Here is a 17,633-nt window from a genome sequence, read left to right on the forward strand (position 1 = left end):
ATTGAATACGGTAGCCATCATTTTTCCGCAATGCGAATATCATTTTCTGCATCAACAATATGTTTTCGCCATGAGAACTCTTGATCAAACTGATAGGGCATAACGGGTACGTTATACTTTTCCATGGCCTTGGTATAGTCCTTCCAATGTTGTAGTGCATTCTCCAGATGAGAAACCGCATCTTGTTGAAGTTCTTTACTTCCATCGATTCTATACTTTTGAAGTGCCACGCCCCCACGAATTTTGTCGGCAAAGTACAAGCCGAAATGACCCCAGGCATCAATATCATTTAACTCGATCTGTAATTCCTGGGATAGATTTTCATTGTTTATCCTGTTGGCAATTTTCTGGGCCTTACTACTCTCTTTTTCCGTGTCATCGGCCAGTTGCAGGGGTGTAATTTGATCCTTGTTGAAGTTTTCTTTTACGAAGTCGGAGATATTTACATAGGAAGAATCCAAAACGGGATGGGCCATCATTTTTTCTATATCGATGAATTTACCTCCTACCGTGGTCATTCCTTCGGTGTATAAGGTAGCATCCCAGGTACCGCGAAAAAAACTGGCAAACCGATTGGCATTTTTAGAAGCCATTTTCCAAGCCGAAATCAGTTCCGAAGCATCTTCCAAATTGAATTTTTCAGCCAAGGCTTCCGCGAAATAAGCGTCCGGCGTTGCATTATTATAAAGCAAGTTGCCCCACACCTTATAAAATAGCCACTGCCGCTCAAAAGCGTAGTCCCATGTTCGGAATTCTTTTTTGGTGATGTAGTCCTTGGCGGGAATATAGGTTTCCGAACCAATGATACACCCTCCTATATAATCCTGGCTATTATGTTGTATGAAATTCTGAATGAAATCCGGTTGCGCCCAGCGTAATGCGAAAAAATCCTCGTTGCGCATGGTCCATATCCCTTTATAGTTCTTAGGCGCAGGTTTCCAATAGGTGTCCGTTAAAATACCCCCATGCACAATGGACACCTTAGGAGACGAATGGGCGTGCGACCAATTGAATTTAAAACCCAAAAGCACATCATTTTCCAATCCGATATTTTCTATCGCCTCCCGTGTTAACCTTTCGGTGGATACACTGGTAGTACCTTCACTACTTTTTCCGGCCGAAAGTGGGGCCCTATAAAACAATTTTACCTTCCGATCCGCCTCTTTGATTCCTTGAATAAGGGTGCGGTCTATCCAATCCCGGCGTTCTTCCGAGGTCATCCCCCCCATACGCTCGCCCAAAGTTATACCGATTCCAGCCAAATCTTGGTATTCATTGATAGTCTTAGTGACCATTTCCTTGGTATACTGTTCTATGAGTTCATTCGTCTCTCCATCGCCATAAAAACCGCTATCCTTTGAATATTTGGCGATGTTGTACTCCTCACCAAACTCTTTAGAAACAAAAATGTTCCAGTTAAAAATATAAGGGTCGATACCTCTTGCCCGTGCCATCTTGAACAGACTTTTCCAAAAGGTTCGCCATTCTTCCATTTCCGTTTCGGAAAAGGGCGATGCTTTGGGAAAGGCCTCGGACTGCACCATAAACATATAGGGATGTAAATTCCAAAGTGTAAGTGTGTTGAATTTGTTTTCGACCATCATATCCAGGAAAGATTCCCAGAATTTTAAATCGCGACACGTTTCGTAATGAAGGGCCAGATTTTCCCCACTGCGATAAGAAAACCACGGCAAGTTGAATTTTATGGCCCTAAATGGATAATGGGCGGTTATGGATTTTTCTTCGATGGCATGCCAGTCGATACCTTTTTTCAATTGGGCACCTATATCCAATACTCCATAGAGCACTCCCCTTGAGCTTTCCGATGTAAGCATTAATTTTCCATCTTTCCTTTCAATCGAAAAACCATCATTCGCTTCCTTTTCCTCGGATTCGGAAATCTTAACGATCAAATGGGCTTCTTTTGAACTTTCGGAAAAAACCAAATCAAGTCCATGGACTTTTAGATTGCTTGCCAAGTCCTCAAATGCGTACGTTGTTTTTTTCCTTAAATCGTCTTCTATATACACTTCTATGGAATCGGGTCGGTTCTGGCAGGACCAGAAAAGAACCAATACAAAAGGAAACAAAACCTTTTTCATAGTCACTTCTTTTGAACCCAAACTACCCAGTCCTTGTCTTGCTCCTTCCTTACGGGTGGTTTACCAAGTGATTGCTTTCCGGAACCGGATATTGATTTCAACTTTCCTTTCTGCAATGCTCCACCTTTACGAGGGTTGTACCAGGAAACTTCATAATCACCTTGGGAGCTTCCCAAATCCAACATCGATTCACCCCCATTTTTCAGGAATACCACATAATTTTCTCCCGGTTGGGACAAAACATAATCCCCTTCCGATGAAATAAGGGAATCATTGGATTCCATTTTCCAAAAAGGTATCCTATTATCCTTGAAAAAATCAAGACATATTTTGCCCTGATCCCAGAACAGATCTCGGGAACGATAATCCTGACAGGTTAGATCGGAATGCGGGTGCTCATAACCAAAATACCATTCCGTGCCCCATGCGCCGGCCATCATGGCACCCCAAAGCCCATTTTTTCGAGCATTGTCATGTTCGGGATCTTCCGCATCCGGGATCAGGGAATGTCTATGGTCTCCGGGTTCATCACAAGCTACGGCCCAAATCTTACCGGCTTCCTTGGATTCGTTCAAAATCCTTAAAACAGATTTATGAACATTACTGAAATCGGCTTTATTGGTCTGCAACGAGGCTCCCGTAAACTTTGTATGGGGTCCATAAATCCCATCGTACCAGGCCCCATTGTGGATAACTAGATGATGCTTATAGGGATCCACAAAGGAAACGTATTCGGCCAAACGAATTCTTTCGGCCGCGTCCAAGGGAAAAGTTGGCGGGGTCTCGGTCCAATCCCCGGTTTCCTCGGCCAAGTTCCAGTTCATAGCCAAATGATGTCCAAAACGTGCAATAAGTTCACGATAATACAATTTGGTGTATAATCCGGTACCTCCATTGTCCAGTAAGCCCTGGTTCTCAAACTCCAAGGTTTTAAAATGCAAAAACATGCCCAGTTTATCGGCGTGTTCAAAAAGGATTTCCCATTGGTCCAGTTTTGAAGCGTCGAAACGATCCCAAGTATCGTAATCCACATAGGGGAAAACATTTTGATCGTCACCTTCGATATTCATTGTCAAAAATGAAAAAGCGTTCATCCCTTTTGAAGCCAAATAATTGGACGCTCCTATAATCTCCTTGCCCTTCCCATCTTTCCATGTGGGATCACCTTCTTTCCAGTCTTGGCGATGTGCCTCCCATTTCTTTATTAATTCATCTTTATGACCATCATTTTTAAAAGTACCATCAAATTGATCATAGGCCAGTAGGTTCTCGGGCGCGTCGGACCCACACTTTAAGAAATATTCCCCATTCTGAAATTTTAGATAGCGTTCACCTACGTACTGTAACCTTCCCTTTCCCCTAAGGTCCCTTCCGGTCTTATCTGTTTTGCCTATGGTAAAACTCCCTGTCCTACCATCCATGTATTCCGCACTTTTTATCTTTTCCGATGTACGTACAGCGGCCCATTTTCCCTTTTTGAAATCTACTTCATACCTCCATTCCCCTTCCTTATCCGGAGCAAAATGGACTTTCCAAATATTTCCGGATTCAGCACTTGTATTGGCAGCATCCCCATCTGCAGCATAGTAGCCTGGGACTACAAACTCTTCCTGCGACCTGGAGTGTGTAAACGTGACATTCAAACGATAATTCAGAAAAGGATTTTCCTCAGCGCTTTCCGAAGTTTGTGGCCCTTCAAAGACCAGCGTTACTTTGTGCCATTTTTTAAGCTCACCTTGAATTACTTGGGCCTTTAGTTGGTTTAACGCCACAAACAAAAACACCGCGAGGTAAATTGTAATTTTTGTATACTTCATCATTTTTTCATTTTTACAATGTTCACGTAATTCAATATTGGTCTACCATGGGATCAACTCCCCTTTTTCGGATAAAAAACTGCCCGTTTGTTCAAATGTCAGCCTTTCTATAGTTTCAGTTATATCACCTACGGCTCCCTCAATCGTGGAAGGAGCATTGTCACCACCCATCTTTGTTTTGACCCACCCTGGATTAATGGCAAACACCATTATATCCTTTGTTCTTAGTTTTTCGGCCAAGCGTACGGTAATACTGTGTAGGGCGCATTTACTGGCCGCATAGGCACTTAAGCCATTACTAAGATTGCTACTTTGTCCCAGTGATCCCAGACCGGAGGAGACCTGAATCAATTTAGCTCCCTTTTCCAAAAAAGGTACCAACGTTTGGGAAACCAGTGCAGGTCCAATGGTATTTACCCGAAAATGGGTCTCGAATATCGCACTTGTCCATTCACCAAATTCTTCTTCCAAGGAAATGCCGGCATTGTTTATGGCCAAAAAAAATGTGGCCCTTATATCCTGTAAACGATCCTCTAGGTTTAAAATGGAGGTCTCACAACTGACATCCAACCCCAATACTGATAATTGATTGGGATATTCTTTTTCAAGCCGCAATAACTCCTCTGCCTCTCCAGGTTTTTTGGCCGTGGCTATAACGGAAAGACCTTGCTTTAAATAATGAACGACATACCCTAGGCCCATACCGCGATTGGCCCCTGTAATAAAAACACTTCCAGAGAAACCATTTTCTCCCATAATCCGTCAACATATTCTTTTAAGACAACTTAGGTCTTGTTTAAATCTACTTGGCCATTCCCTCCTTAAAAAGAGCAAAGGAATTTACAACTCTTTTAGCAATTCCACATAGGTATAATACACACCATATGTTCTGTTTTCTATAATAAACTGAGTATTGAGTATGGTCTTTCCAGGGAACAGTTCAATTTCAAAATCAATATGCTCGTCCAAGGACTCTACTTTTTTTTGATATGATTTATCGAACAGGGAAATCTTAACCTCCTGAACATCCAAAGGTCTATATTTAAACAACCCTTTGGGATTCCTTTGCGGAATGCCCTGAATGGTACCTGTGCATTCCACTGGCCAACGTCTACAGCGAATTCTATAGAGTCCCTTTTTCACAATTTCTATGGGGTGTGATGCATTTTTGTTCTTGATACCGGCCGCAATTTCATCCTGCATCCATATGGGGCCATCCTCACCAAGGGCGTGCTGTATGGTAAGTGTCGTTGTCTTTTGAAGATTACTCCCTACCTTTTTATAGGCCAATTCCTGGTATTCCTTTTTCTGTATGGCTTTGGATATAAAGGTTTTATTGTCTTCAAGAAGTTGCGCCACTACCTCCGGATAATCTTCGGGAATATTGTTTTCCTGCTTCGGATCCGTTGTAATATCATAGAGCTCCGAGCCGTTCAACAAACGCCATTTACCGCGCATAATACAAGAACCCTTTAAAGGTGCTGGCGGGCGATAATCCTGCCGGTGGTGGACAAAGACCGTCCGCTCTGGAATCTTCTCATTAGGGTCTAAAAGTGTCTTCGAGAAATCAATACCATCTCCTTCAAAATTTGTTGGAAGTACGATATTGCAAAGCCCTGCCAATGTTGGTAACAAATCTACATGGGCCGTTAGGTCGTTCAGATCCTTACCACCCTTTATCCCAGCTTCGGGCCATCGAATGAAAAAAGGAACCCTATGACCTGCTTCCAGCTTATCGGATTTCCTTCCCCGAAATCCCTTGTTCCAGCCTAAACGATAATCCGGGCTGACCCCAAATTGACTGCCGTTGTCCGTACAAAATATCAATATGGTGTTTTCGTACAATCCCAATTCCTTAAGGGCCTTATCCAGTTTACCAAAATTATCATCGATATTGGTAATCATTCCATAAAATTCAGCACTTGGTATATGTTTCTCGACCAGGCTATCATAGGGTTTGGAATAGCGCTCCGACACATAAAGCGGATGGTGTGGGGCATTAGTCGGGAGGTAAATGAAAAACGGCTTGTCTTTTTGATCTTCGATGAATTTTATGGCTTCATCGAACCAAATATCGGTACAGTAACCCTCAAATTGCTTTGGCTCATTGTTTACCAAATAAATATCGTTAAAGTAATTGTTGCCCCAATAATCGGACAATTCGCCTACCCCGCCCGAGTTATGATGAACGGCAACATCAAAACCTTTATCCGTAGGTCGTGAAGGATAATTGTTCCCCAAATGCCACTTACCGAACAATCCTGTTACATATCCATTTTCATGGAACACTTCCGGAATAATTATAGAGTTCCCGTGTAACATATCCCTCCCTTTGAATGTTGCCCAAACTCCATTGTTTATGGGATATTGACCCGTCATCAAAGCAGATCTCGTTGGCGTGCATAAGGGACTGACGTGAAAATCGGTAAGCCGTAGCGACTCGTTATAAAACGCATCGATATTTGGGGTTTGTATCCATGGATTTCCATGAGCGCCCAAATCACCGATACCTTGATCGTCCGTCATTACCAAAATTACATTTGGATGCTCAATTTTGGCAATTACCCTTTCTTTCTTTTGAGACCCGGTACAGGACAGAATAGAAAGAAGCAAGAAATAAAATATTCCTCGACTGAAAAATCCCATCTTTAAGAAATTAATCGTTACATCTGTCCATTACCATAGGCTATTACCAAAATGCCAACTATCATACAACAAAGGCCGGCATACAAGATCTTTCGTGCCTTGGGAGAGGCACGTACCCATTCATTGGTCAATATTCCACTGACAATGGCCGTGGCTACGGAAGCGGTGTTGAAAATGGCATAACCCACCGTATTTCCGGAAGCACCTAATTTTGAGGCGGCATAGGCAAAAAGAGCGGATGCCGCATAATGGAACACGGCCATAATCAAAATCAGGAACATATTTTTTCCCAAGGAAGAAGTCTTAAAATGGCCCCAGGCACTCTTCTTGTTCAGTTGCCAAAGAAAATAGGCGGTCATTACGATTCCCCCACTAATAAAAATAGGGAACATAATAGCTACCGCGGTTATCCAATCAGCATTGTCTTGGGCAACACTTGCCTGATGCAGATAAGGTCTGCCCACGGCATTGGCATAACTAAAGCCCGTAGCCAAAAGTCCACCTATGACCGCAATTGAAATACCCGTGGCCATGGAACCCTGTGAAGTATCGGCTTCTTGGTTCCCGTCCGATTTTGCCTCATCCTTTTCACGAATCAGACCGGCCTTTCCGTTGAGGACGATTCCCAATAGAACTACTAGGATTCCAATCCCTATAAATAACAGGACATTGGTCGGGGGAAGTCCATCGACAATAAAAGGCAGTAATGAACCTACCAAAATAACGGTTCCAATGAATATGGAAAAACCAAGGGACAGTCCAATGTAATTGATCGCTTTGCTCCACATCATAACACCTATGCCCCAAAGAAAACTGGCTAGACCCATTTTGATCCAAATATCCGATGGCATATTTCCAAATATGTCCCCAAAGCCTTTTATCAGGGCCACCGAAACGATACCGGGTACAACGAACATGGTCAATAAAAAAAAGAGACTCCAGGTATTTTCATACATGAACCCTTTGGTAAACTTTTCCGGCAGGGCGTAGAGCCCCAGCATAAGGCCTGCGAAAATGGCCCATAAAACTCCTTCTATCATGGTTTGATCTTTATGTTTTGCTCAATTCTACGGACCTGCCAAGTTTTTAAAACCTGGCAGGTCTACATCCGTTACCATCCAAACTTAAAAATGGTTGTGCTCTCAAAGGATTCCCCTTTTTTCAAGATACTTTTTGGCGAATCGGGAAGATTGGGTCCATTGGGATATCTGTGGGTCTCGCAACAGAATCCTCGGTATTTGCCATAGTGTTGCCCCGATTCCCGCATCAGTTCATTAGAGGTGTACTTTCCTGTATAAAAGAGCATACCCGGTTCGGTCGTGGATATTTCCAATGAACGACCACTTTTAGGGTCTTTTATCTCGGCCACCTTTTCCAAATCAAAACCTTTTTCCCCGAAAATGTAATAATGCTCAAATCCGTCCCCCATGGCCTCATGGACGTCGCCAATAAGTCTGGGACTACGCAAATCTTCCGGGGAACCGGTCACTAGACTATATTCGCTGATCCCTGCACCTGAACTGTCCCAAATTTGTTTTCTATCTGAATCTATTCGTACGGTATGCCCCTCCACGGTTTCCGCAAAACCTGATAAATTAAAATACGTGTGGTTGGTCATTGAAAAGGGAGTATCTTGATCTGAAAGTGCCTTGTAATCTATTCGCAATCGATTCTCATCGTCTAGGGAAAACGTAACGTTTATGTATACGTTTCCCGGAAAACCCTCTTCGAGATGCGAGCTCCGCAATTTCATCTCCAATTTGGATTTATTTTGTTCCAATGGCTTCACCTCCCATATTTTTTTATCAAATCCTACGGTACCACCATGAAGATTGTTGGTTCCACAGTTTTGGGCCAATTGATATTCCAGGCCATTTAAATTGAATTTGGAATCCTTTATTTGGGAGCAATACCGCCCTATGGTGCCTCCAAAATAGGGTGCGTTATCTCGATATTCCTTTGAAAAATAGCCTTCGAAGGTATTGAACCCGCATACGATCTCCTCCGGTTTCCTCCCCTTTCCGAGTACGGTAATAGAGGTTATGGTAGCCCCGAAATCGGATATTTTAACGCGGATACCATTATTGTTTTCCAAAGTGTATAACCTCACGGTATCCCCTTCCAGCGTTCCAAAATGCGTCCCGATAGTCTTCATCTTCAATTCTATTGTTTATAAGGGGTTAGTTTGTCCCAATCGAATTCAACACCAACCCCTGGAGTATCGGGGGCAACGGCATGATGACTTTCAACAACCAAAGGCCTATGGGTATATTGATCGATAGGGAAACTATGCACTTCCAGCCAGCCCGAATTGGGTTGTGCGGAAACCAGGCTTACATGTAGTTCCTGCATACCATGGGAACAGATGGGAATATTGTTCTCGTTTGCCAATCGAGCGACGCGTAACCAACCTGTAATTCCACCACAATTGGAGGCATCCGGCTGCAAATAGGAAAGTTTTGCCTGGTCTACGGCATATTCAAATTCGTGTATCGTGTGAAGGTTTTCGCCCATAGCCAGGGGAAATCCGGTTGCATCCACAATCTGGGCAAATCCCTTATAATTGTCCGGAATTATAGGTTCCTCAAACCAGGTAATATCATAGGGCCTGAATCGTTCAATGGCTTGAATCGCCTTTTCGACCGTCATCGAATAATTGGCGTCAACCATAAAAGTGACGTCAGGACCAATGTACTCCCGTACCGCTTTTATCCGTTCTATATCCTCATCTAAATTTTCCCGACCTATCTTTATCTTCACGGCATTAAACCCCGAGGTCAAATAACCCTCCATTTTCTTTAAAAGTTTTGGAATAGGAAACTGCAAATCGATTCCGCCGCAATAGGCCTTACATGTATTTCCGGCAGCTCCCGCCATTTTCCATAGCGGAAGTCCGGCATTCCTGCATTTGATGTCCCATAAGGCAATATCGATAGTGGAAACCGCAAAGGAAACGATACCGCCCCTCCCCACATAGTGCATATGCCATTCCATAAAATCATGAAGTGCATCAATATCTTTGCCGTCCTTTCCAATGAGGGCCGGGGCAATATCATGAACAACTATTGCTTTTATCGCACGCCCTCCTTTTCCACCAGTATACGTATAACCCGTTCCCAGAGCGCCATCTTCCAGTTGTATGGTTGTGGTTATTAATTCAAAATGGGTGTGGTCCCCATGTTTTGCATCGTTCATAACCTCTGGCAAAGGCACTCTGAACAGGTTACAGTCAATGGTCTTTATCCGTGTACGCATCTAGGCCTTATGTCTGATGTAAAATGTCTTTTTTTCCAAATACTGCTCGAAACCATACTTACCGTCTTCGCCCCCACTTCCCGATAACTTATAGCCATTATGGAACCCTTGATGCTGTTCGCCATGACCACGGTTCACATAGATCTCACCGTATTCCAGTTCGTCGTTACACTTCATTATGGTGTTCATATCGTTTGTGAAAACCATGGCCGCCAGGCCGTAATCGCAGTCATTGGCGTAACTCATGACTTCGTCAAAGGTCTTGAACTTCAGTACAGGTAAAATAGGCCCGAAGGACTCTTCACGGACTATGGTCATATCTTGGGTTACATCGGTAAGTACGGTAGGTTCAAACCAGAATCCTTTTTCGAATTGACTCCCCTCGGGACGCTTGCCACCCGTGGCCAAAGTGGCCCCTTCCTTTAAACTAACGGCAACCAGATGCTCCATGTGTTTTAGTTCCACGGCATTGACCTTGGGTCCCATATCCGTTTCCTCGAGCATTGGGTCACCTACTTTTAAAGCTTTTGTCTTGGCGATGAATTTTTCCATAAAGACATCGTAAATCTCCTCATGAACATACATTCTTTCATTGCACGTACAGACCTGCCCACAGTTATCGAAGCGGGAATGCAAGGCTGCATCAACGGCCTCATCCAAATCGGCATCCTCAAAAACAATAAAGGGAGCCTTACCGCCTAATTCCAATTGTACATGGGTCAAGTTTTGGGCAGCATTTCGGGCTATTTGTTGCCCCACAGGGGTAGAACCCGTCATAGTCACCATTTTGGTTATAGGGCTTTCAATCAACGCATTACCCATGGCCCTACCGGGACCGGTAAGAATATTGAGGACTCCATTGGGCAGACCCACTTTCTTAGCCAGATTTCCAAGTTCTAAGGTGGCCAATGGCGTTTCAGAGGTCGGTTTGATCACCAAAGTATTTCCAGCAACCAATGCCGGGCCCAATTTGCGTCCCGCCAGGGCCAATGGAAAGTTCCAGGCCGTTATGGCTACCACTACCCCACGGGGAACTTTTTGGATCCAAATCTGTTCGTTGGGATTGTCCGAAGGAACAATATCGCCTTCGATTCTTCTTGCCCCTTCACAGGCATATTCGATAAATGAAGCCGTTACCGCAACTTCCATTCGCGCGACCTTCAATAACTTGCCTTGTTCCTTTACCAAAAGTTCAGCCAAATAATCCGCATTTTCCTTGATTTCGTTGGCCAGTTTGTATAAAAGTTCCGCCCGTTGACGCGCGGGTACCTTTCTCCAGGATTTTTGTGCGAGCTCTGCCGCTTCCAAGGTCATTTGGGCTTCCTCGATAGTGCCGTTCTGTACTTTGGCCACTACTTCCTCGGTTGAGGGATTGATTACATCAATGGTTTCTCCGGAAGCCGAAGGAATCCATTTTCCATCAATGAAGAGTTGATATTCCTTTATTGTTGACATAACGCTTGTATTGGTTCTAATCGTTGTTTTTATTCAAATTTTGTTGAATTCCCGACTTATTGGGATCGTAATCCTTTAGATCTTATCGACCCATCCAGCCCCCATCGACCAGCATAGTGGTTCCATTCATATAATTGGAAGCCTCGGAACACAGAAATACGATAGGCCCCTTGAAATCCTCGGGCTGACCCCAACGCCCTGCTGGAATTCGGGCCAAAATGGAATCGTTCCTTTCTGGGTTGTTTCGTAGGGCTTCGGTATTGTCCGTACTGATGTAACCCGGTGCAATGGCATTTACATTCACTCCCTTTCCTGCCCATTCGTTGGCAAAGGCCATGGCCATTTGTCCTATGGCTCCCTTACTGGCCGCATATCCAGGAACGGTAATCCCTCCTTGAAACGTCAATAACGAAGCGGTAAACACAATTTTTCCAGAACCCTTGTTGACCATTTCCTTTCCGATTTCCCGGGTAAGGACGAATTGCGCGGTCTGATTTACTTCGATTACCTTATCCCAGTATTCATCGGAATGCTCTATTGCAGGTGCGCGCAAAATGGTACCTGCGTTATTGACCAGAATATCAATTTGGGGGAAATCATCCTTCACTTGCGCAATGAATTCGTAAAGGGCCTCACGATTTCCAAAATCGCAGGTATAGGCTTTGAATTTTCTTCCAATTCCTTCTACCTCTTGTTGTACGATACTACCATGCTTTTCCAAAGAAGCACTTACCCCGATAATGTCGGCGCCAGCTTCTGCCAAGCCCAAGGCCATTGCTTTTCCGATACCGCGTTTGCACCCTGTAACCAGTGCTGTTTTTCCCTTTAGGTTGAATTGATTCAATATGTTCATCTAAATATATTTAATGTCATTCCAGTGAAGACCGGAATACTTTTGATTGTTTAAAATTTCCCTTACAACGCTTTTTTGATATAAGTCTCAAATCTCTTGATATAATCCCAACCATCCTTGTGGTCAAAGCACAATCCCCATTCCAAAGCAGCCAACGGAGCTTCTTCAGTATTTAAAGACCTCACCAATCCAGCCGCATGCGGTGGTTTTGTACGCCCACCAATATGTGACATTATCTCAAAATTAATCCCATCCGGGGACCATTGTATTGTATTGTTTTCAGGGCCGTCGGAAGTCAACATTGCCGCGATTCCGTTTTGGTACGGCCAGACACAGACTTCATGTCCACTATTGGTCACAGGGTTGTAGGGTGATTTTTTGTACGGGCCTGTAATGTTATCCGCGATGGCCACACCCCATTTGATTTCGCGGCCTCCCAAGGTATGGCCTTCTCCCATCCGTTCACCTTTATAATATAGATAGAACTTATTTTTATAGAACATTAAACAAGGGTCATGTACCTTATGACTATCGAAATCGCCCTTTTCGATTACTAGAAAACGGTTATCTTCTTCACCTAACCATTTTCCATTAGTAGCCGGAGATAGAATCGGTTTGGGCAACTTCTTCCATGGCCCCTCTGGAGAATCGGCTATGGCCATTCCTACTTGATTCTTTACACGATTCGCATAAGGCGCCTTTACCGTCTGGTATACCAGGTAAAATTTTCCCATATGGACCAAGACCTCGGGAGTGAAAACGGAACGATCATCATATGAACCTGCTGCTCCCCGTCCAACGGCCAAACCAACATCTTTCCAAGTATAGCCGTCTTCTGACTTTGCACACCATACTTCCGATAAGTCCCATGGGAACACTTTTTTTGACGGATCACCCGTTTTAAACCCAAATGACCTTCCAAAGCTTTTGGTATAGTAGACATAGTAAGTTCCATCAACCTGAATTACGGCGCTAGGGTCTCTTTTTATAACACCTTCCTCAAACCCTAGGTCTCCTTTTATATCAGAGATACGGAACTTGGTCCACCATTCCGTTCCGGCATCATAGCCCATTTCAATTGCCCTTTTCGATGAAGCGCTAAGACTGTCCTTATTCGTAATCCCTAATTGTTTGACTATTTTCTCCAAACCCGGAATATCAGGGCTTGCTTTCTCTTTTTTTTCTTTGGAAGGGTTACAGGAAATACCTATGAGAAGTAGTCCCAAAACTAAAAAAGTAGATTTTTTCATCTTTTGTCCCCTTCTCTTTTAAGCCTGACAATCCATAAGTATTTTCATACCATCAGGATTGTTATCAATACTCTCAAACACCTCTTGAATATTGCTTAGCGGTTGTACGTCCGTAATCATTTCCTCAAATGGTAATTCATTGGCTGTAATCAGAGTGATTGCCTTTTCATAGTCTTCCTTCTCATACACCCGTGCCCCTATCAACTTCAATTCCTTCCAAAAAAACTTGAACAGATCTACTTCCCTTTTCTGTCCATGAATGGCCACCATTACAATGCGCCCGCGTATTCCTGCGATTTCGGTCATAACGTCCAATGCTGCCTTTACCCCGGCCACTTCAAACACCACATCCGCCCTTCGGCCTTTTGTCCGTTCCCGAACATAATCGATCAAATCTATTTTTGTAGGGTTCACCGCGTGCAATCCCAATTCCTTGGCCTTTGCAATCCGATTTTCATTTACTTCGGAAACAATGACTTCGGCTCCCGTCTCCCCAGCAACCAAGGCCACAAGCAGTCCTATGGGCCCTCCACCAAGAACAACTGCAGTTTCCCCAGCTTTCAGTCCACTTAGCCGAACATCGTGTACTGCCACGGAAAGCGGTTCTATCAAGGCGGCCAATTTTAAATCGGTTTCCTGTTTCAGCCGGTGCAAGGTAAAGGCCGGTACGTTCCAATACTGTTGCATGGATCCCGGACTATCGATACCTATAAATTTTAAATCCTCGCAAATATGATTGAATCCCTTGTCAGAAGGCTTTACACCCCGATCGTCCAAAGGCCGTACCACCACTTTTTCCCCAACGGAAAAATCGGACACCCCCTCACCGATCGCATCGATGGTACCGGACATTTCGTGACCAATGGTTACCGGAATGTTCACGCGCTTGTCCATCATCCCGTGATAAATATGGACATCCGTACCGCATACCCCAGAATAGGCCACTTTGATCCTCACCTCCCCTTTTGAAGGCGCTTCCATTTCCCTTTCAATAACTGAAAAGGTTTTGTTTCCTTCGTAAACCGTTGCCTTCATGTGCTATGTTTGAATTTATACACTTTTGTGTTCACTATTTTGATGCTTCCCCTTTGGCCGTATGCGAGGTTCTACGTCTTGAAGTAAATCGCATAATACTTTGTTCGTCCCCGTTATTGTAAATATGTGTAAGCCCCCATCTAAGAATCTCCGTAGGTTCCTTTTCATTGTCCGCACTTCGGTTTAGGCCAATGGCATGCGGTGCGTCCTTTATGGAAGACATAATTTCAAAATTAATTCCATCCGGTGCCCATTGGATCGTGTTTTTTTCCGGTCCGTCCGTGGTAATCAACGAGGCTATTCCTCCATTATAGGGCCAAACACAGATTTCATGCCCGCTGTTGCTTATCGGATTGTACGGAGATTTTACATAAGGCCCTTTGGGATTATCGGCAATGGCGACCCCGTGCCGTATTTGACGCCCACCAAAAGTGATCTCCTCACCCATTTGTTCACCCTTATAGTACAGATAGAATTTCCCCTTATAAGGCAGTATACAGGGATCGTGTACCTTATGACTATCAAAATCGCCCTTCTTTTCTACCATGAAGCGATTTTGTTCCTCCCCTTTCCATACCCCATTGTCCGCAGGGCTCAAGATGGGTTCCTTGCTCTTGGTCCATGGTCCGTCCGGCGAATCGGCCCATGCCAAACCAATTTGATTCTTCACCCGAACATTATAAGGCGATTTCACCGTTTGGTAGCAGAGGTAATACTTTCCATCATACTTCATAATCTCTACCGTGAAGACCGATCGATCATCATATTCGCCTTTTTTTCCTCGGGCCACAGCCAATCCTTCTTCTTTCCAAGTAATCCCATCTTTGGAAGTGGCGTACCAAATGTCGCAACGGTCCCAAGGAAATACTTTCTCGTTTTCTATATCTCCGCCAAAGCCTTGGGTAGGGCCGGTACTTTTTGAATACCACACATAGTATTTGCCATTTTCCTTGATCATAGCACTTGGATCTCGCCGAACAACTCCTTTTTCATAGGCCAAATCTCCCTTTAACGGTTGTGGGCCACTAAATTCGATGAACCATTCATTGCCGATATCCGGCCATTGTAAGGCTCTTTTGGAGGCCGCACTTAAAAAATCCTTGTTTGTAATACCTAGGTGGTCGATTTTTTCATCGGTAATCTTCATTTCATGTTCTATTGTGGATTCATCTTTGCTTTCACGGGATGGTTTTGAAGGTGAATTGCAGGAAGTCAGCAGTACCGATCCAGCCAAGAATAGCGATTTTTCAAATAGTGTCATATAGTTATTTATTGTTTATTTCGATGGATCGCCCATTTAGTCTTTACATTGCTATTTCAACTTTAAACTACCGCCTTTTCTTGGCCTCATTCTGGGCTTATAGGTGCGATTATGATTATTGAAGTAGCGTTTTCCTACGATACAAGTAGGATGTGGGTTGAAAACCTAAGCCTTAAAAGGAAATCATTTTCATTTTTTAACTATGCTTGGAACCACTGGACAATGTGATTTTTTTGATGCTTCCAAAGTAGGATTTTTGACTGTACGATCCTATAAAAACTACTAGACAAAAACTGTACAAGTCGGGCTTAGCATTGGATATCACGTTCTTACATACCGGATATAAATTCCTCTAGGTTCACGCTACGATCCAGACCCATTTTTTTTCGTAGTCGATAACGCGTAGTATGTACGGATTCAACGGATATTCCCAAAAGCCTTGCCATATCCTTGCTGGAAAAATTAAGCTTGATCAAAGCACATATCTTTTGGTCGCTTTGAGTGAGCTTAGGATATCGTTGAATCAATTCCTTGTAGAATTTTTCATTGACAGCCGTAAACCGTAGTTTGAATTCTTCCCAGTTATTATTGTTGCTCACGGAAATGGATTTGAGTACTTGATTCAGCTCCGAGGCCTTTACACTGTCCCCATTTTCTTTGAGCTTACTTTTCAACATTTGTAGAAATTCATCTTTCTCCACCAATTGTAGGGCAGATGTGGCAAGCTCCTTGTTTTTGAGTTCCAAAAGTTCTTCCGCTTTTTGTATCTCCAGTTCCTTATTACGGCGGATCAATTGTTTCTCCGCCTTGTGCTTGGAGCGAAGATGCTTTACATAGATAAGACCAATAATTATCAAAAAAATCAGGCTGCCCAAAAGAATAATTCGTTGAAGTAGGGAAATTTTATCTTCTTGTTCCAATTGCTCCAGACGTTGTTGTTGGATCAGTTTTTCCCGACGCTCCTTCTCCTGACGGAATTCGTCCTTTATTTCCAGTAAGGGCCTATTGCTCTCGCTTCGGCTGTCAAAAAATTGGGCATCCAGATCCTTTGCAGCTTTTTGGTTTTCAAAAGCGTTTTGATAGTCTCCCGCCTTTAGATACAAATCCGCCAGCCTTTCATAGACCAAAGGTGTAAAATCTATATGACTGTTATACGTTTTGGAAATTTTTAATGCCTTGTTATAATAGGCCCTACTTTCCTTAAAATTGGATATGTTACGGAACATATCTCCCCAATAGGTATAGACCAGCACTAAATATGATGGTAGATTCTCCAAAAACCAAGGTTCCACCTCCTTCATAATCCGTAGGGCTTCTTCCGTCTTACCCTCTTGATCCAGGATAAAGGCTTTTTCAAACCGAAGAGAGGCCCTATCCACCTGTCCAGGAATATCCTTGTAGTAGGCAAAACAACTGTCCAGATAGATCTTTGCCGTATTCGGTTCATCCAATTCCCTATAAGTATTACAGAAAGCGTAGTAATTCTGGACCAAATAGGCCTTATCCAATTTTCCGGTACGGACCAAGTTTTTGTTGATGTCCAAGGAAGTCTGTAAATACTTAAAAGCATCTTCCCGGCGCTTGTAAAAACTGTACATACGGCCCAATCGATAATAAATAATGGCCCTCAGGGAGTCGTTTTTAATATCATCCGATAAAAAAAGTACGTCCCAGAAGTAATCATACGATTTGGCATAGTTGGCTTGATGCCCATAAACATCGGTCATTTCCAGCAATGCGTTAATGGCTTGAAGGGTATCACCGACCGACATGGATTTATCATAGGCCTCTTGCAATAAAATTACGGAACTGTCCGGGTCTTGATGTCTAATGACCTTGGCAATGTCCACTGCATCCAATAAAGATCTATCGATACTATCCTGGGTATATGCAATTTTTGAAAACCACAAACAACACAACCAAAAAATTATGTGAACGAAATATGTCTTTTGGTCTTGG

The 17,633-nt window shown here is 43.5% G+C and carries 13 protein-coding genes; all 13 read right to left on the reverse strand.

All coding sequences use genetic code 11. The features are described from left to right. Positions 1 to 17: 17 nt before the first annotated feature. The 13 genes from ACO06Y_RS17865 to ACO06Y_RS17925 all read right to left on the reverse strand — a co-directional run bounded on the left by ACO06Y_RS17865 (position 18) and on the right by ACO06Y_RS17925 (position 17,593). Positions 18 to 2,102, reverse strand: a complete 2,085-nt coding sequence (locus ACO06Y_RS17865) for a hypothetical protein (protein ID WP_422080375.1) — start codon at positions 2,100 to 2,102, stop codon at positions 18 to 20. A gap of 2 nt (positions 2,103 to 2,104) precedes the next feature. Beyond that, positions 2,105 to 3,922, reverse strand: coding sequence for a DUF5060 domain-containing protein (locus ACO06Y_RS17870; RefSeq protein ID WP_422080376.1), 1,818 nt, complete (start codon positions 3,920 to 3,922; stop codon positions 2,105 to 2,107). A 39-nt stretch (positions 3,923 to 3,961) separates the two neighbouring features. Continuing rightward, positions 3,962 to 4,675, reverse strand: a complete 714-nt coding sequence (locus ACO06Y_RS17875; protein ID WP_422080377.1) for an SDR family NAD(P)-dependent oxidoreductase — start codon at positions 4,673 to 4,675, stop codon at positions 3,962 to 3,964. An 84-nt stretch (positions 4,676 to 4,759) separates the two neighbouring features. Beyond that, positions 4,760 to 6,565 carry an arylsulfatase gene (locus ACO06Y_RS17880; RefSeq protein WP_422080378.1) on the reverse strand — a complete coding sequence of 602 codons (1,806 nt, stop codon included), beginning with the start codon at positions 6,563 to 6,565 and terminating at the stop codon, positions 4,760 to 4,762. Positions 6,566 to 6,582: 17 nt separating this feature from the next. Continuing rightward, positions 6,583 to 7,605: an L-rhamnose/proton symporter RhaT gene (locus ACO06Y_RS17885; RefSeq protein ID WP_422080379.1), complete on the reverse strand. Its 1,023-nt coding sequence runs from the start codon at positions 7,603 to 7,605 to the stop codon at positions 6,583 to 6,585. Between the two features lie 71 nt (positions 7,606 to 7,676). Next, positions 7,677 to 8,720 (reverse strand): aldose epimerase family protein, encoded by a 1,044-nt coding sequence (locus ACO06Y_RS17890; RefSeq protein WP_422080380.1) that lies wholly within the window; start codon positions 8,718 to 8,720, stop codon positions 7,677 to 7,679. An 8-nt stretch (positions 8,721 to 8,728) separates the two neighbouring features. After that, complete coding sequence (locus tag ACO06Y_RS17895; protein ID WP_422080381.1) at positions 8,729 to 9,820, reverse strand: mandelate racemase/muconate lactonizing enzyme family protein; 1,092 nt, start codon at positions 9,818 to 9,820, stop codon at positions 8,729 to 8,731. Next, complete coding sequence (aldA, locus tag ACO06Y_RS17900; protein ID WP_422080382.1) at positions 9,821 to 11,275, reverse strand: aldehyde dehydrogenase; 1,455 nt, start codon at positions 11,273 to 11,275, stop codon at positions 9,821 to 9,823. Positions 11,276 to 11,357: 82 nt separating this feature from the next. Beyond that, the gene (locus tag ACO06Y_RS17905) at positions 11,358 to 12,122 is read right to left on the reverse strand and encodes an SDR family oxidoreductase (RefSeq protein WP_422084193.1); all 765 of its coding nucleotides are present in this window, start codon (positions 12,120 to 12,122) and stop codon (positions 11,358 to 11,360) included. Between the two features lie 68 nt (positions 12,123 to 12,190). After that, positions 12,191 to 13,378 carry a glycoside hydrolase family 117 protein gene (locus ACO06Y_RS17910; protein WP_422080383.1) on the reverse strand — a complete coding sequence of 396 codons (1,188 nt, stop codon included), beginning with the start codon at positions 13,376 to 13,378 and terminating at the stop codon, positions 12,191 to 12,193. Between the two features lie 18 nt (positions 13,379 to 13,396). Beyond that, positions 13,397 to 14,413, reverse strand: a complete 1,017-nt coding sequence (locus ACO06Y_RS17915; RefSeq protein ID WP_422080384.1) for a zinc-dependent alcohol dehydrogenase — start codon at positions 14,411 to 14,413, stop codon at positions 13,397 to 13,399. Between the two features lie 34 nt (positions 14,414 to 14,447). Continuing rightward, entirely contained in the window at positions 14,448 to 15,560 is a 1,113-nt protein-coding gene (locus ACO06Y_RS17920; RefSeq protein WP_422084194.1) for a glycoside hydrolase family 117 protein, read from the reverse strand. A 443-nt stretch (positions 15,561 to 16,003) separates the two neighbouring features. Then, positions 16,004 to 17,593 carry a tetratricopeptide repeat protein gene (locus tag ACO06Y_RS17925; RefSeq protein WP_422080385.1) on the reverse strand — a complete coding sequence of 530 codons (1,590 nt, stop codon included), beginning with the start codon at positions 17,591 to 17,593 and terminating at the stop codon, positions 16,004 to 16,006. Positions 17,594 to 17,633 lie beyond the last annotated feature (40 nt).

The sequence above is a fragment of the Ulvibacterium sp. genome (assembly GCF_965228935.1).
Lineage (GTDB): Bacteria > Bacteroidota > Bacteroidia > Flavobacteriales > Flavobacteriaceae > Ulvibacterium.

Excerpts from the sequence above, each read along its gene's own strand:
- ACO06Y_RS17865 (WP_422080375.1), bottom strand. The coding sequence starts at position 2,102 with ATGAAAAAGGTTTTGTTTCCTTTTGTATTGGTTCTTTTCTGGTCCTGC.
- ACO06Y_RS17870 (WP_422080376.1), bottom strand. The coding sequence starts at position 3,922 with ATGATGAAGTATACAAAAATTACAATTTACCTCGCGGTGTTTTTGTTT.
- ACO06Y_RS17910 (WP_422080383.1), bottom strand. The coding sequence starts at position 13,378 with ATGAAAAAATCTACTTTTTTAGTTTTGGGACTACTTCTCATAGGTATT.
- ACO06Y_RS17885 (WP_422080379.1), bottom strand. The coding sequence starts at position 7,605 with ATGATAGAAGGAGTTTTATGGGCCATTTTCGCAGGCCTTATGCTGGGG.
- ACO06Y_RS17920 (WP_422084194.1), bottom strand. The coding sequence starts at position 15,560 with ATGAAGATTACCGATGAAAAAATCGACCACCTAGGTATTACAAACAAG.
- ACO06Y_RS17875 (WP_422080377.1), bottom strand. The coding sequence starts at position 4,675 with ATGGGAGAAAATGGTTTCTCTGGAAGTGTTTTTATTACAGGGGCCAAT.
- ACO06Y_RS17890 (WP_422080380.1), bottom strand. The coding sequence starts at position 8,720 with ATGAAGACTATCGGGACGCATTTTGGAACGCTGGAAGGGGATACCGTG.
- ACO06Y_RS17915 (WP_422080384.1), bottom strand. The coding sequence starts at position 14,413 with ATGAAGGCAACGGTTTACGAAGGAAACAAAACCTTTTCAGTTATTGAA.
- ACO06Y_RS17880 (WP_422080378.1), bottom strand. The coding sequence starts at position 6,565 with ATGGGATTTTTCAGTCGAGGAATATTTTATTTCTTGCTTCTTTCTATT.
- ACO06Y_RS17895 (WP_422080381.1), bottom strand. The coding sequence starts at position 9,820 with ATGCGTACACGGATAAAGACCATTGACTGTAACCTGTTCAGAGTGCCT.
- aldA (WP_422080382.1), bottom strand. The coding sequence starts at position 11,275 with ATGTCAACAATAAAGGAATATCAACTCTTCATTGATGGAAAATGGATT.